This window comes from Streptomyces sp. NBC_00440 (assembly GCF_036014215.1).
Classification (GTDB): domain Bacteria; phylum Actinomycetota; class Actinomycetes; order Streptomycetales; family Streptomycetaceae; genus Streptomyces.
This window is the reverse complement of sequence record NZ_CP107921.1, coordinates 8,140,995-8,156,348: the sequence shown is the minus strand read 5'-3', so window position 1 is coordinate 8,156,348 and position 15,354 is coordinate 8,140,995. Positions and strand designations below refer to the sequence as shown.

The window sequence follows — 15,354 nt, the reverse complement described above, 5'->3', positions numbered from 1 at the left end:
GAATTCCTGCTTCACCGTGTCTCCACCAACAGGCCGCTCCGAAGAAGCGGTGAAACCGTGTCAGAGAGCAGAGTCAGGAATCTTGACGGAGTCAAGAATCGCGACCGTGTGACCGACCTTTTGGCCCTTCTCGACCAGTGCCAGCGCATCCACCGCCGATATCTCGTACGGCGACAACTCCTTCTCCATCTGGAGAGCCTGCGCACCGGCTGCCGCGGGGGACATACCCGCGAAGGCATCGCGCAGAACACTCACCGGGTAGAAGTGGAACGGCCCCATCCCCTCCTTCTCCCACTGGGCATAGCCGCCGACCACCTCGTGCGGCTCGGACTGGATCTTCCACGTGTAGGTCAGGATGCTGCCGTTGTAACCGGCGGCGCCGGCCAGAGACAGGATCTCGGACAACGGGATCCGCGCACCGATCGACGACAGCACCCGGCCACCGACCCGAAGGACCGGATGTGCCTGCTGCAGGGCCAGATAGTGCAGCGTCACAAGGTTCTTCTCCGCGAAGCCGGCAATCTCCTCAACGCGCTCCGCGATGAACGTCGAACTGGTCTGGCCATCAGCCAGATCACCGCTCCCCGCCATCGGGATATTGGGGAGGTTCTCGTAGATCACATCGACCTGCGACACCTTGCCGGCCAGCGGGGAGAGAATGTCCCCGGCGCCCCCGATCAGTTCGACATCCTGATCCAGGAGGTTGCTCTGAATGTTTTCCCGGGCGTGAGCGAGAACATCTTCGTGAAGGTCGGTGAAGCCAACGCTACGCGCCTGCAAAATCTCCACGGCCGCCAGGGCATCCAGCCCCGCACCCGTCCCGATCGTGCAGAACCGCGGAGCCAGGACACCCATCCGTGCAAGCGTCTTGAACGCCGGCACAGCAACACTGGCGACCCAGTCGGCGCGTGGCTCATCCGCCTTCGGTAGGTATGAATGGTCCGACAGCCTGAGCCCGATGGATGACTTGATCCGCTCCGGCTCCCCGACCTGGAAAAACTCGCTCGGCGACACAACCAGTTCGGCATAGTCGATGTGTGTACCCATCTCGGCCTCCTTCGACGTGGCGACAGCGCTGCTTCTACGAGAACTTCCGGCCCGCCCGGGCCAGCGGACAGCCGAAGGGCACACGAGGCGTCCTGCAACCGAAGGAACCAGCAGCAACTGGATCGCGCCCTTCACGAGGAACGGCGCCCCTGCGGCGGAAGTGACTTCACTATCGTCAACTCCCGCAAAGCTGTACAGGGTTGCCCTGTTGCCTCTCCCGAGGCAACAGCAACAGGACCATCCAGGGCCCTGAAACCCGGAGCTGCCGCACAAGCCCCTTGACCCGGATGTGTCCACCGGTGACAGACCACGCCGAACGGCCGGCGGGCGAAGGGCCGTCAGGACACCTCGCGCAGGGCTGCAATGGCGGTGCGGCGGGAAGGGCAGCGCGGCGAGGACAGCGGCGCGGCCTGCCCAACTGCTTGCCTCCCCCGCATGCACTGCACTTCGGACACCCTGCGAGCCAACGTGTGGCAGGGCTCGGCCGCGCGCTCCTTCACCAGTCAGCGCCAGGCCCCGGCTGCAGGCTCCCTCGCCCCCCTCGGAGGAAACCGCCCCCCCCGTCACTTACCAGGCACGTCGGAAGGCTGCAACTGGAAGGGCCTTTCCAGCCACCCGGGAAGTGGGCCGTTGACACCGGGAAAATCAACTCCGTAGCATGTAACTATACCGGTTGGTATAGCTCACCGTTCCGCTCACGCGAAGGAGATGCACGCGTGTCGCTCCATCAGTCCGGCCAGGCGACTCCAGGGGCCCTGAACCTCCCCGGACCGCGCGCTGTTGATCCACCGCAACGGCAGCAGGAAGGCAGCCGGTGCACGAGAACAGACCCGTCGCCCCGCGCAGGAGGAGAGGGCCTGTGAAACCCGTATGCATCAGCGAGGATGCCGAGCTGCAGCGTGAACACCTCTCGGCCGCCTGCCAGTCCCTGTACCGGCGCGGGTGGATGCCCGGAACGTTCGGCAGCGTCTCGGTCAGGTCGGGTGAAGCGGTCATGATCACCGCAGGCGACCTGAGCAAGAGGGTGATGACCGATCAGGACACGGTGATGGTCGACCCGTTCAAAGGGCTGCCGCTGCTCGGAGAGAGCGAATGGCCGCCCGCCGAAACCCCGGTACACCTCGCGCTCTACCGGCGGCTGCCCGGCTGCGGAGCAGTGATCCACGCACACGCACCGTGGTCCACAGCACTTGCCACCCGGACCGCCGGCGCCGACCGCACCGGCCAAGTGGTCTTCGAGGAAATGGAAATGGCGAAGAGCCTCGACGTACCGGACCCCCGCCTGGTCGTACTGCCCATCGTCGCGAACCACCTGGACGCGTCCCTCATCGCCGACGACGTGACGGCCCTCCTCGATGATCCGGCCGCCGACACCCCGCCTGCTCTGCTCATCGACCGCGACGGCATGTTCTCCTTCGGCCGCGACATCGACGAAGCGCGCAACAGGCTGGAGTGCGTCGAGGAACTCAGCCACCTGCTCCTGCTGACGGGCGCCGACGAGCCCGGCACGGCCAAGGTGAGTGCCCGGTGACGCTGCTGCAGATCATGCCGGAGGACGCACCGCAGACGATCACCGTGCACAGCGACGACCTGGACGTCATCCGCAAAGAACTGCTCAGAATCGGTGTGCGCTTCGCGCGATGGCACGCCGCCCGCCGGCTCCCCGCCGACGCGGACGACTCCACCATCATGAATGCCTACCGGAGCCACATCGATCACGTCAGCGCCGAGAGCAACCACCGGGTCGTCGACATCGCACGCATGACCCCCACCTCGCCCGGTCCCGGCCAGCCCCGGCACAAGGAGCACTTCCACGACGAGGACCTCGTGCGCTTCGTCGTAGCTGGAGCCGGCTGCTTCTACCTCCACGTCGCCGGTCAGGTACACGCGATGCTCTGCACAGCAGGAGATCTGCTGTCCATACCCAGCCGGACGAAGCACTGGTTCGACGCAGGGACACGACCGAACTACACCGCGGTCCGCTTCTTCCAGGATGACAACGGCTGCGCCGCCCGGTTCCTGCCGGACAGCATCGCCGCCCGGTTCCCGGCCTTCGACGAACTGACAGTCGCACCATGAGCGACACAGCCGCCCTCCCAGCCGTCCGATGTCCCAGCCCCGAGCGGCCCAAGCGGCACGAGCAACGTGACAGGCCCGCGCCGCCACATGGACAACGCAGAACCGCATAGCGGAACGCAGAGGACGCAGAGGAACGTGGGCACGATGTTCCGTCCCGGCATCTGCGCGCCACAGATGTTACCGGCGGACAACTCCCGGCCCCTGGGGCGGGGCCCGGGCTCTGACAACGTCGTCATCCGGATACCCACCAGCACATCCGACGCCGAGTGCGCCGGTGGACACCTGGATACACATAGGCAGCCCCGCCCGAGCCAGTTCGCAACCACGACCTGGACCACCGAGCCTGCAGCCCCCGCCGCCTGCACCGAGCGGGTCGGGAGCCCAATCAGCATCTGAAGTACGCACGGCATCCCACCAACTCCGCTCCGGAGCTGGCCGCTCTAGACGATCTGTACGATTCTGGGGGCTTGAAGTGGTACGGGAACCAGCGCAGGGATCAACAACAACCCGGCCTTCCCACACGGATGCCGGCTACCCGCCGCGTACCGGCGGTCCGGCAACATTCGGGCAACTGCTCCGGGCCCACCGCACACAGCGAGGACTCTCCCTCACACAACTCGCCGCCCTCGTACACTTCAACCGGGGCCACGTCAGCAAGATCGAAACCGACAAACGACCTCCCTCGGTCAGCTTCGCAGAGGCCTGCGACAGGGAACTCGACGTCGGAAACACCTTCACCACCATCGCCTCAGCCCTCGAAGCCGCCTCCCGCCATCAGCAAGGATGGATCCAGCCCGCCCAACTTCCCCCGGCCAAAAAGAACTTCGTGGGACGGCGTGACCACCTGACCCGCCTCAAAAGGCTACTCCCCGGCGACCAGCACTCCCTTGCCTTACCCGTCGCACTCATCAGCGGACCACCGGGCGTCGGCAAAACCGCACTCGCCGTACAAGCGGCACACCGGGCCGTCAACGACGGCCACTTCACCGACGGGCAACTCTTCGTCAACCTCCAGGGCCCCGAGCCAGGAACCGCAGCAGCCCCCCACGACGTCCTCGAAGACCTGCTCCGCGCCGTGGGCGTACCGACCGACCGCATCCCCACAGACCTGGACCAAAGGGCCGCCACCTTCCGCTCCTTCCTCCACGGCCGCGAAATACTGCTCGTCCTGGACAACGCCGCCAACGCCCAGCAGATCTATCCCCTGCTGCCCGGCTCACCAGGATGCGCCGTCATAGTCACCAGCCGCTCACGCCTGCCGGGACTCATGTCCCGCGTCGACGCCACCACCCTCCCACTGGCAGAACTGTGCCAGCCCGAGGCCGCCATGCTGATCCGCGCGATCATAGGCGACACACGCGCCGACGCCGGCCCCAGCGCAGTAACCGTCCTGGCAGAACGCTGCGGACACCTCCCCCTCGCACTGGTCCTCGCCGCCGAACACATCGTCAGCCACCAACACCACAGCGCCGACACGCTCGCCACCGAACTCAAACCCGAACACGCCCGCCTCAACCTCGCCGAAGGCGACATCGCACTCCGCAACGCCTTCGACACCAGCTACAAAGCACTCGACGAACAGAGCGCCCGTATGTTCCGCCTCCTAGGCATACTCCCCGGCCACCTCATCGACGCCACCACCACCGCCACCCCCGCAGGCATCACCCACAATGAAGCCGCGCGACTCCTGCACAGCCTCGCCAGCGCACACCTCATCCGAAGCCAGGACGAACACCACTACCACATGCACATCCTCCTACGAGCCTACGCAGCCGACCTCGCACGGAAACTCGACACCCAACCCCAACCCACGAAGGCAATACACCCCACAGTCAAACCAGCAGCCACACCCACCCAACCCTCCCTCGTCGCCTAAGGGCTGTCCCGGCGATCACTGTCTAAGGTTCGTCTGATGGGGATGCGCCTGGCCTTGACTTGTATCGTCGCTGTTGGGCGATCATGGCTCGTGACTCGCGAATTATCGACGCCCCCAGCAGTTCCCTTCGGTCTACTCTTGGGCTCCCCTCAGCCCGTTCTGCCCGCCGCTCAAGGTTTGTTGCTGCGACCTTGGGAACCGGCTGACGCTCCAGTGTTCCTCTCCGCCTACCAGGACGATGAGATCTGCCGCTGGCACACGCGCCGCCCTCAGACGGAGACGCGCGTCCTGGAGTGGTTCGATGCCTACCACCGGGACTGGGGAAGCGAGAAGGGCGGTCACTGGGCTGTCGCCCGCGAGGACGGTGAGACCCTCGGCCGGATCGCGCTGCGTGGCTTCGACTTCAACGACGGTGTCGCCGATGTCAGTTACTGGGTTCTTCCAACTGCCCGCGGCCGCGGTGTTGCGACGTCGGCGATGGCAGCACTCTCAACCTGGGCGCTGGATGAGATCGGCTTCCACCGCCTGTACCTGGAGCATTCGACGCGCAACCACGCCTCCTGCAGGGTTGCCACCAAGTCCGGATACCTACTCGAAGGAACGCAGCGCAGTGCGGCCATTCATGACGACGGCCGGCACGACATGCATCTGCACGCCCGAATCCGAGGGGATTGAGCCTGTCGGTCAACCGATCATGAACGTAGCCAAATGACGAGCACGGCGACGGTGATCGTGCCGAGGAAGACCTGGCAGCGCTTGTCGTATCGCGTCGCGACGGCCCGGGAGTTCTTGAGTCTGTTGATGGCCCGCTCAACGGTGTTGCGCTTCTTGTACCGCTCCTCGTCGAAACCTGGCGGCCGTCCGCCTTGCGATCCCTTGCGCAGGCGGGCGGCACGGCTGTCGCTCTTCTCCGGGATGGTGTGCCGGATTTCCCGTCGCCGCAGGTACTCGCGGCAGGGGCCATTGCTGTAGGCCTTGTCGGCCGCGACGCTGTCCGGCTTCTTACGGGGCCTGCCCAGCCCGAGGCGAGGGACCCGGATCTTCTCCAGTACCGGCACAAACTGAGTACAGTCCGCCCGCTCGCCTGCGGTGACGAGCAGGGACAGCGGGCGGCAGCGGCCATCGGCGCTCAGGGGAATCTTGCTGGTGAAGCCGCCGCGAGAGCGGCCCAGGCCCTGACCTCGTTCACCACCCCCACCAGCTGGCCGACCAGGCTCTGCCATGGAGTCTCGTCCCGGTGTTCTGTCACCTTGCCCCCCTTTGGCACGGGCGGTGGGGTGGTGCGGGCGCCTGCCGCGTGTTGGTGGGCGCGCACGACGGTGGAATCCACCGCAATATTCCAGTCGATCTGGCCTGCCGCGTCGGCTGCGGCCTGAGCCCACTGCAGGAGGCGCCCCCTGGTGCCGCCCGCCGACCACAGCCGATGGCGCTCATAGACCGTCTCCCAAGGACCGAACCACTCCGGCAGATCTCGCCACCACACCCCGCTCCGCACCCGGTGCAGGATCCCGTCGATCACCTGCCGGTGATCACGCCACCGCCCGCATCGCCCATTGCTCACCGGCAGGAATGGCCGTATCCGCTCCCACTCCGCGTCCGACGGATCGCCACGTTCTCCCCGCCCCATGCCCAAACCACGAGCAGATCAGCTGACGGTCACATGATCGGCCGGACAGCTCCTGAGGGCTGTCCCGTAAATGATCTTTGGCTCAACTCGGGCGTGCTCGGCCGCCGTGTGTCCCGCTCGCTATCCGGCGAGGGCGAGGTTGTGCAGGCGGGCGATGCCGCGCATGGCGTGGTGGACTCCGTCGCCTTTGAGGCGGCAGTCGCGGAGGATCTTCCAGGTCTTCATGCGGGCGAAGGTGTGCTCGACGCGGGTCCGGACCTGCTTGTGGGACTTGTTGTGTGCTTGCTGGTGGTTCGTGAAGTAGCGGTAGTTCTTCGACTGCTCGGCGACAGTGTGGTCGCGAGTGGGGACCAGGGTGTCGTCCACGATGAGCACGGCGTCCTTGGCGAACCGCTTGCGGGGCTGAAGCCCGAGCATGGGACCGAGATGGTCGGTCACACGGTCCGCCGCGGACTTCGGCACCCCGAACAGCAGCGCGAGCTGGCGCATCGTCAAGTTAGTGCGCCAGTAAGCCGCGACCAGCAGCTCCCGCTCCTCCAAGGAAAGGCCCCACGGCCGACCCTTGCGGACCGTGTTCGCACCCTCGCGCCGCAGCACGGTCACCAGCTTTCCGAAGGCGCGCGGGCTCATCCCGGTGAACGGGGCTGTCCTGGACGGCTCCCACGCCGTGATCACACCAGCCACGCCGGGATCATCGCACCGTAGCGTGCCCCGCCAGCAAGCCTCCCCATCTCACCGGAACTCGTGGACCAACTGGATCTCGCCGACGATGTGGGCGTTGAAGCCGTCCAACTCCTCGGCTGGAACCCAGAGCTCAAGGATCGTCTGCCCGCCGGCCTGCTGGATGGGATACCGGCTCAAGAACTCCGACTCGACCTCGAAACGAGTGACGAAGCCTGCGCCGTCGTGCTTCACGTTCCAGTCCCGGGCGATCCTGATCGCGTAGTCCTCGTTCAGGACCGGGTAGAAGATCGGCTGCTCGGGCAGCCGGGGCGGCCAGGCACGCCAGTTCAGCTCCCGAACCAGATCCAGCTCCTTGGGGCCGGTGGGGCGCCACAGGGTCGTCGTTGCTTGCCGGCTGGTCATGTGCATCGCTCTCTGAACGTAGACCGCTGGTATGGCGGGTCGCGAGACCGGACGATACCGGCAGCGCGAACTCAGTAGCTACACAGTTTCCGCAGGGTGGGCAGCTCCGTGACCAGCAGTTACGGGACAGTCCTCAGACCCCACGACAGACAAACAAACGAGTCATCCAGCTCGGGACACGGACCACCGGTCCGACAGCACAACAGCCGCCCGACAGCCCCCATCGGACGGCAGAACCACGTCCGGGCAGCGGAGCGGCTTTCGGACGGCAACGGCAGGACCGACGCGCTGAGCTGAACCCGCCGTAGCCCAGAACAAACAAGAAGAGCAAACTGAACACAAGATCATTTCAGTGAAGGGACTGAGCCCTCCCCCGCCAAGTGGCCGTGTCTCCGGTGACCGGATACCCCGGCACAGCCGAGCCGTCACGGGTCACTCGGCAAGTGCCCTCTCGATCAGAACAGCTGCCACCTGCTCAGCACGGTCAACAGCGTTATCCACCGACCGCATCGAATCAGCGATACAAGCCCCCTCATGAAGGATCAACACCTGCGCCGCCAGCGCAGCAGGATCCTGGGCACGGGCCTGCGTCGCGAGATCCTCCAAGTACGCAAAGAGCCACGCCTTCTGATCACGGGCGACCTCCCGGCCCGGATGATCCTCAGGCAACTCCACAGAAGCATTGATAAAGGCACACCCCCGCGAGTTCCGCTCACGCATCCAGTCACGCAAGGCACTGAACGTCGCGAGGATCTTCTCACCGGGGGGAGCATCATGAACGTTCGCGTGCTTCACCAACGTAGAACGCCACAGACCATCGCGAGCACGCAGATACGCGACGATCAGATCCTCCTTCGAGCCGAAGCAGTCATACAGGGTCTTCTTGGTGACACCCGCCTCGTCCGCGATCGCCTCCACGCCCACAGCGCGGATCCCCTGCTCATAGAACAGCCGCGACGCGGTCTCAAGGACCCTCACACCAGCCGGCGTCAGGTGCCTCATACCCCGCCGCTTACCTCTCCGGCCCACGGTCTCACTGTTAATAGTCACCACCGAACGGTACACCCAACGGTATACTTACGACAGTTGTCGCACCGCCCCGGAATCCCGGCACAAATAACCGGGACCACGGACGGAACCCGCCCCGCCCGGTGCCCAAAGCGACGGAACCACACCACTCTCCCCTGCCCCCGGCACCGGGTCAGCTACCCCATGCGCCATCCATGCGCAAACCAATGGAAATTGGACACCCACCCTTCGGCGGCGGAACCATTCCCGCCGACACCCAGGGTGGCGACACGCCGCCGACGGTGTAATGCCGTTCCCCGACCGCCGGACCCGACCAGGCTGTACACGGTCACCGCTCTACCGGAATATCGCCGGGCACGACCACCTGGGCACAACTCACCAACACCGTGCCGCAGTAAAACACTTCAGGCCACAGCACACCCGATTTCCACAATCCAGAACACCACAATGGGGAGGCCCCATGGACCGGGCGAACAACATCGAAGCCATCGTCTTCGACGTCCTCGGCACCATGGTCGACGAACCGGGCAGCCTGCGAACAGCCATCCGCAACGCACTACCCGCAGCCGACGACACGACCATCGACCAACTCCTCACCGTATGGCAGCACCACGTCGCCAACGAACAGCAACGTATCCACGAAGGGACCCGCCCCTACGCCAACTCCGACATCATCGACCGCGAAGCAGCCCACCACGTAGCCGCCCGCTCGGGCCTCACCGACCCCGACACCATCGAACAACTCGCGACAGCAAGCCAGCGCATGAAACCCTGGAACGACTCCCCCACCGCGCTCGCCAGCCTCGCCGCGCACTTCCCGGTACTCGCCCTCACCCACGCCAGCCGTGCATGCCTGCTGCGCCTCAACGCGCACGCCGGTCTCCGCTGGCACCAAGCCCTCTCAGCCGAAGACGCCCAGGCCTACAAACCCGCGCCCCAGGTGTACCAACTCGCGCTCAACGCCGCGCAATGCCCACCCCAACACGTCCTCATGGTTGCCGCACACGCCTGGGACCTGCGCGGAGCCCAGAGCCACGGAATACTGACCGCCTACATCCACCGACCCACCGGAAACCCCCCGAGCAAAACCGACACCTTTAACTGGCACACGAACAACCTCACCGAACTCACCCACGCCCTGGCCACACCATAGAAGCACCAGCACTCACCAGTCGTGAACGGAACCGTCTCGCAAGCGGTTGACCGGCAGGTACTTGCGCTCGTACGGGAACTTGGCAGCTGCCGTCTCGTCGAACTCGACGCCGATGCCGGGCTCGTCGCCGGGGTGCATCAGGCCGTCCTCGAACGTCCAGGAGGTGTGGAACACCTTCTCGTAGCCCGGCAGATGGGCCATGTACTCCTGCATGCCGAAGTTCGGGACGGACAGGTCGACGTGGAGTGCTGCGGCGAGCGAGGCCGGGGAGAGGTCACCCGCGCCGTGTGAGCCGGAGCGCACCCCGTACAGCTCCGCCAGAGAGAAGATCCTACGGAGGTGGGTGATGCCGCCCGCGTGGGAGACGGAGGTGCGGACGTAGTCGATCAGCCGGTTGGTGATCAGGTGCTGGCAGTCCCAGATGGAGTTGAAGATCTCGCCGACCGCGAGCGGCGTCGTGGTGTGCTGGCGGATCAGACGGAACGCCTCCTGGTCCTCGGCCGGAGTCGGGTCCTCGATCCAGAACAGGCGGTACGGCTCCAGGGACTTGCCGAGCCGGCCCGCCTCGATCGGGGTGAGCCGGTGGTGCACGTCGTGCAGGAGCTGGAAGCCGTAGCCGAACTCCTCGCGGACAGCGGCCATGTACGTCGGCACGAAGTCCACGTAGGCGCCCGTGTCCCAGACTTCCTCGGTGGGAAGAGCGCCATCGGCAGGCTCATATGTCGCACCGTCTCCCTTACGCATGCCGTAGACCCGCTCCAGCCCCGGCACCGCCGCCTGCGCGCGCACCGCGCGGAAGCCCTTGTCGAGGAAGCGCCTTACGTCGTCGAGGAGTTCGGAGATCGTGTTGCCGCTGGCGTGGCCGTAGACGGTGACGCCGTCACGGGCCGCGCCACCGAGCAGCTGGTACACGGGCAGGCCAGCGACCTTGCCCTTGATGTCCCACAGGGCGACGTCGACGGCGGCGATGGCGGTCATGGTGACCGGGCCGCGCCGCCAGTAGGCCCCCTTGTACAGGTACTGCCACAGGTGCTCGATGCGCGCCGGGTCCTTGCCGATGAGGGTCGGGCAGACGTGGTCGCGCAGGTAGGAGGCGACTGACAGCTCACGGCCGTTGAGGGTGGCGTCGCCGATGCCGGTGACGCCGTCGGAAGTGGTGATCTTCAGGGTGACGTAGTTGCGGCCGGGGCAGGTGACAAAGACCTCGGCTGAGGTGATCGTGGCCATGGGGTGCCGTTCTTTTCGTTGGACGGGAAGGTCGCTTCGTAGGGCGGGGTGAAAGTGCGGGTGATGCCGGCCGCCGCACGGGGCGGCGGTCGGCACCGGCTTCAGGTGCGGGCCCAGCGCAGGGCGGCTTCGGCTCCATGTGTGTGCAGTGTCCGCGCAGCCTCCGTCACGGCGCTCGCGAACGCACCGTCCCGAGCTGCCTGTTGGGGCAGCAGTCCGCCCTCGGCGAGGATCAGTCTCGCCGCCTCGCCGGGTTCAGGAGCGCGCCGGGTCAGTTCGGCCAGGCGCACCCGTGCTGCGTCGTGGACCGTGCCGAGCACCTGCTCGTCGTAGGCGTCGGCGCCGCCGGTGACGATGCGCACGTACGCGGCAACGCCGAGGGCGAGCACGCGCGGCACACGCCCGGCGGCCAGCGACTCCTCGATGACACCCGCCCAGCGCACCGGGATCTTCAGTGAGCCGTCGGAGGCGACCTGGGCGGTGCGGTGGCCGAGGGCCGGGTTGGCGAAGCGTTCGAGGAGTTCGGCGACATACGCCTTGCCCGGCATGCCCTGCGGTTCGGTGACGGTCGGCAGGATCTCGTCCCCCATGGCCGCCTCGACTGCGGTGCCGATCAGGTCGTCGGTGACGGCCTGATCGATGGAGCGATGGCCTCGCAACAGGCCCAGGTAGGCGAGGAGCGAGTGCGCGCCGTTGAGCAGGCGCAGCTTCATCAGTTCGTACGGGGCCACGTCATCGGTGAAGACGGCGCCCGTGGCCTCCCAGGCGGGCCGGCCTGCACGGAAGTCGTCCTGCATCACCCACAGTCTGTACGGCTCGGCCGGCACCGGCACGGTGTCACGGACGCCGAACGCGCGGGCGACCAGGGTGCGGTGCTCGTCGGTGGTGGCGGGCGCGATCCGGTCGACCATGGTGCTCGGTGTGGACACGGACGTGTCGACGTACGCCTGGAGGTCTTCGCGTTCGGCGGCGGGCAGTGCGGCGATGAACTCGCTGATCAGGCAGCGGAGTTGGCTACCGTTGTCCATGAGGTTGTCGCAGCACAGGACCGTGACGGGTGCGGCGCCCGTGCGTAGCCGCTGCTGCAACCCGCGCACGGTGAGGCCGAGCGCGGTCCGGGGGGTGGTGCCTGTCAGGTCGGCGCGGACCAGCGGGTCGTCGAGGTCGAGGTGTCCGTCGGGGCCGAAGGTGTAGCCCTTCTCGGTCACCGTGAGGGAGACGATGCGGGTCCTGGTGCTGCCGATCGCGGCGACGACATCGGCGCCCTGCCCGTCGGCGGCGAGGCCGGGGTGGTGCACACCGGGGACTTCGGCCGCGACGCCGCCGTCGCGGCGCAACGTCAACACCGTGTACAGGCCGCTCTGTTCGGCCATGCCGGTGAGTACCGGGCGGGTCCCGCGGCCGGGGCTCGTGGATACTCCGGTGATGCCCCAGGGCCCATCGGCGTGGCGCAGCGCGTCGGCGGTGTAGACGGCCTGGTGGGCGCGGTGGAAGTTGCCGAGACCCAGGTGGACGATGCCGGGCTCGGGCAGGCTCGGCGGCAGTGTGAGACCGGGGACGGGCAGGCACGTTCGGGAGAGGCGGGGCAGGGTGCGGATGTCCATGGTCAGACCTCGCCACCCGGCTCGATCAGGACTTTGAGCTGTGTGCGGTCGGTGAGTGCGGTATCGAGGGCCTCAGCGGCCCGCTCCAACGGGAAGACGGCGGTGACCAGTTCGGCCAGCTGGATCCGGCCGGACGCGGCGAGCCGGACAGCGGCCGGGAAGTCCCCGGACGCGTACCGGAAGGAGGTGACCAAGGACAGCTCCTGGCGCTGCATCCAGGCCAGCGGGAGGTCGGTGAGTGGCCGGTTCGGGTTGCCGACGACGACCGCGGTGCCGCCCGGGCGCAGGGCACGGATCCCTGACACCAGGGCGGGTCCGACGCCGGAGCAGTCCAGGACGAGGTCGTAGCCGTCCGGGTCGGCGAGGGCGTGCGCCCGCTCCGGGTCAGGCGTGAGGTCGGCGGCGTCCACGGTCGCCATGCCGTGCCGGGCGGCGAACTCCCGCCGGGCAGCGGCCACATCGGACACCGTAACGGATCCGGCCCCCGACGCGGCGGCGACCTGCGCGACCAGCACGCCGATCGGCCCGGCTCCTGTGACCAGGACCCGCGCGCCCGGTTGGAGCCCACTGCGCCGGACGGCGTGCACGGCCACGGCGAGCGGCTCGACGAGCGCACCGAGCCGTATGTCCATGGTCGCGGGCAGCGGGTGCACGAAGTCTCCCGGAACGCATACGTACTCGGCGAGCGCGCCGTCGGTGGGCGGGGAGCCGAAGCAGGTGCCCAGGGGGCAGAGGTTGTAGCGTCCTGCGCGGCACAGGGCGCAGCGTCCGCAGGGGCGCGCGGGCTCGACCGCGACGGCCATGCCGTGCGGCAGATCGACCGCGCCCGCGCCTCGCCCGACGACGACACCGGCAGGTTCGTGACCGAGCACGGTGGGTTGCCGCAGCACGTTCGGACCGTTCTCGCCATGGGCGTAGTAGTGCAGGTCCGAGCCGCACAGCCCGACCGCGCGGACGGCGACGAGGACCTCACCCGCCGCGGGCTCGGGCAGCGGCCGGTCTTCGATGCGCAGGTCCTTGGGTCCGTGCAGCACGGCGGCGCGGTGCGTGGTCCTGTCCACGGGGCGAGCCTTTCTGTCGTACGGGTGGGGGCGGGCCGGAACTCCGGAACTAACGGGCCTGCAGCGGTTCGACGCTCTTGATCACGAACGCGTAGGTGAGGGCGCCGACGATCGAGAGGGCACCGGAGACGAGCAGCGGCACGAGGTAGGAGCCGCCGGACGACGCCAGCAGGTAGCCGGTGACGATCGGGCCGAGAGCGCCCGCCACGTTCGAGGCGAAGTTCTGGATGCCGGCGAGGGAAGCGACGTGCCCGGCGGTGGGTGCGACGTCGGCGGGCAGCGAGGCGACGGACGCGGTGGCGAAGGTCAGCGACGCATAGCTGAGCGAGAGCAGCGCGAGGGCGCCGGCCGCGGTCGGCACGACGACCGCGAGGGCGATCACGGATGAGCAGAGCGTGCCGGAGACCAGGCAGGTCTTGCGGACCTTGGTGGTGGACCAGCCCTTGCGCAGGAGCCGGTCGGCGGTGAAGCCGCCGAGCAGCGAACCGGCGATGGCTACCAGCCCCGGGACCGTCCCGAAGAAGCCGAGCTTGAGGAGATCGAAACCGCGCTCGTCGACGAGGTAGCTGGGGAACCAGGTGATGAAGAAGTAGACGACGTAGTTGAGGCAGAAGAAGCCGAGCATCATGCCCCAGACCGTCCGGTACCGGAACAGGTCGCGCCAGCGCACCTGTGCGGCGGCCGCGCTCTCGGCGGGGGTCTCCTCGACGCGGGCGCCGCCCGCCTCGATGTAGGCGCGCTCCTCACCGGTGAGCTTCGGGTGGTCGGCGGGCTCGTGGTACAGCCGCCACCAGCCGATGATCCACAGGAAGCCGAGCAGACCGCAGGAGATGAAGGCGACGCGCCAGTGGAAGGCGGAGACGAGCAGGGTGACGAGCGGCAGCGCGATGGCGGTGCCGACCCGGGCACCGTTGTCCCAGACACTGTTGGCAAGGGTCCGCTCGTGCCGCGGGAACCAGCGCGAGACCGCTTTGGCGGGGGCCGGGTAGCCGGCGGCCTCGCCCGCGCCGAGCAACAGGCGCGCCCCGACCAGTGTGCCGACGCCACGCACCAGGCCCATACCGACGGTAGCGACCGACCACCAGATGGCGCCGATGGCAAAGACCCTCTTGACGCCGAACCTGTCGAGCAGCGCACCGGCGGGCAGTTGGCACAGCGCGTAGGTGAGGAAGAAGGCGCTGAGGATGAAGCCCTGGGTCTCCGGTCCTATGTGCAGGTCCTTCGACATGGTGGGCAGCGCGACGCTGAGCGTGGAGCGGTCGAGGTAGTTGACCGCGAGACCGCCGAAGCACAGCAGGGCGATGCTCCAACGGACGTTCTTGCCACGGCCTCGGGGCCGGGTGGGGTGGGCCGTGCCTGGGGAGGCCTGTGTGGCCTCGGTTTCGGTGACGGGGTGCGTCGTCATCGGGGACCTCCGGTCGCCATTGGCCGGTCGGAGGCGTCGTGGACATCGGGCACGGCGGCTCCTTCGTGCGGGGACGGGATGTACGGGTGGGGTGGGCTGCGACTCGCGAGACCGAAGGGGGTACGGGGACTCCCGACGACATTTTCTACCCTCTCGGTGA

14 protein-coding genes and 1 pseudogene are annotated in these 15,354 nt (G+C 67.4%); 6 read left to right on the top strand and 9 right to left on the bottom strand.

Annotated elements, in window-relative coordinates:
* Positions 1-60: 60 nt before the first annotated feature.
* Positions 61-1,047: a class I SAM-dependent methyltransferase gene (locus tag OHB13_RS36155; protein ID WP_266861413.1), complete on the bottom strand. Its 987-nt coding sequence runs from the start codon at positions 1,045-1,047 to the stop codon at positions 61-63.
* Between the two features lie 859 nt (positions 1,048-1,906).
* On the opposite strand from OHB13_RS36155, the gene OHB13_RS36150 reads away from it, so the two are divergent.
* From OHB13_RS36150 to OHB13_RS36135, 5 genes and pseudogenes are all read left to right on the top strand, one after another.
* Positions 1,907-2,578: a class II aldolase/adducin family protein gene (locus tag OHB13_RS36150; protein WP_266861415.1), complete on the top strand. Its 672-nt coding sequence runs from the start codon at positions 1,907-1,909 to the stop codon at positions 2,576-2,578.
* On the top strand, positions 2,575-3,126 hold the full coding sequence (locus OHB13_RS36145; protein WP_266861417.1) for a cupin: 552 nt from the start codon (positions 2,575-2,577) through the stop codon (positions 3,124-3,126). Before OHB13_RS36150 ends, OHB13_RS36145 begins: the two co-directional genes overlap by 4 nt.
* 274 nt (positions 3,127-3,400) lie before the next feature.
* Positions 3,401-3,838: pseudogene (locus tag OHB13_RS38835) on the top strand (helix-turn-helix domain-containing protein); the annotation flags it as partial.
* Positions 3,839-3,952: 114 nt separating this feature from the next.
* Positions 3,953-5,002 (top strand): NB-ARC domain-containing protein, encoded by a 1,050-nt coding sequence (locus tag OHB13_RS36140; protein WP_328380006.1) that lies wholly within the window; start codon positions 3,953-3,955, stop codon positions 5,000-5,002.
* A gap of 90 nt (positions 5,003-5,092) precedes the next feature.
* On the top strand, positions 5,093-5,677 hold the full coding sequence (locus OHB13_RS36135; protein ID WP_328380475.1) for a GNAT family N-acetyltransferase: 585 nt from the start codon (positions 5,093-5,095) through the stop codon (positions 5,675-5,677).
* Positions 5,678-5,694: 17 nt separating this feature from the next.
* Here OHB13_RS36135 and OHB13_RS36130 read toward each other — a convergent pair.
* The 4 genes from OHB13_RS36130 to OHB13_RS36115 form a co-directional block, all read right to left on the bottom strand.
* A protein-coding gene (locus OHB13_RS36130; RefSeq protein WP_443062985.1) for an IS5 family transposase occupies positions 5,695-6,629 on the bottom strand; the annotation gives its coding sequence in 2 pieces (ribosomal slippage) (positions 5,695-6,282 and positions 6,285-6,629; 933 coding nt in all).
* Between the two features lie 120 nt (positions 6,630-6,749).
* Positions 6,750-7,313: a transposase family protein gene (locus OHB13_RS36125; protein WP_328380004.1), complete on the bottom strand. Its 564-nt coding sequence runs from the start codon at positions 7,311-7,313 to the stop codon at positions 6,750-6,752.
* A gap of 48 nt (positions 7,314-7,361) precedes the next feature.
* Positions 7,362-7,721, bottom strand: a complete 360-nt coding sequence (locus tag OHB13_RS36120; RefSeq protein WP_328380003.1) for a hypothetical protein — start codon at positions 7,719-7,721, stop codon at positions 7,362-7,364.
* Positions 7,722-8,147: 426 nt separating this feature from the next.
* Positions 8,148-8,717, bottom strand: coding sequence for a TetR/AcrR family transcriptional regulator (locus OHB13_RS36115; protein ID WP_328380002.1), 570 nt, complete (start codon positions 8,715-8,717; stop codon positions 8,148-8,150).
* 487 nt (positions 8,718-9,204) lie between these two features.
* Here OHB13_RS36115 and OHB13_RS36110 point away from each other — a divergent pair, with 487 nt between their 5' ends.
* A complete protein-coding gene (locus tag OHB13_RS36110) occupies positions 9,205-9,897 on the top strand; it encodes a haloacid dehalogenase type II (protein WP_328380001.1) in 693 nt (230 codons plus the stop codon).
* 12 nt (positions 9,898-9,909) lie between these two features.
* Here the strand turns inward: OHB13_RS36110 and manD are convergent, their stop codons facing one another.
* The 4 genes from manD to OHB13_RS36090 all read right to left on the bottom strand — a co-directional run bounded on the left by manD (position 9,910) and on the right by OHB13_RS36090 (position 15,194).
* Entirely contained in the window at positions 9,910-11,124 is a 1,215-nt protein-coding gene (gene manD / locus OHB13_RS36105; protein WP_328380000.1) for a D-mannonate dehydratase ManD, read from the bottom strand.
* 101 nt (positions 11,125-11,225) lie between these two features.
* Positions 11,226-12,728 (bottom strand): mannitol dehydrogenase family protein, encoded by a 1,503-nt coding sequence (locus OHB13_RS36100; RefSeq protein WP_328379999.1) that lies wholly within the window; start codon positions 12,726-12,728, stop codon positions 11,226-11,228.
* Between the two features lie 2 nt (positions 12,729-12,730).
* Positions 12,731-13,789, bottom strand: a complete 1,059-nt coding sequence (locus tag OHB13_RS36095) for an NAD(P)-dependent alcohol dehydrogenase (protein ID WP_328379998.1) — start codon at positions 13,787-13,789, stop codon at positions 12,731-12,733.
* A 49-nt stretch (positions 13,790-13,838) separates the two neighbouring features.
* Positions 13,839-15,194, bottom strand: coding sequence for an MFS transporter (locus OHB13_RS36090; RefSeq protein ID WP_328379997.1), 1,356 nt, complete (start codon positions 15,192-15,194; stop codon positions 13,839-13,841).
* Positions 15,195-15,354: the final 160 nt, after the last annotated feature.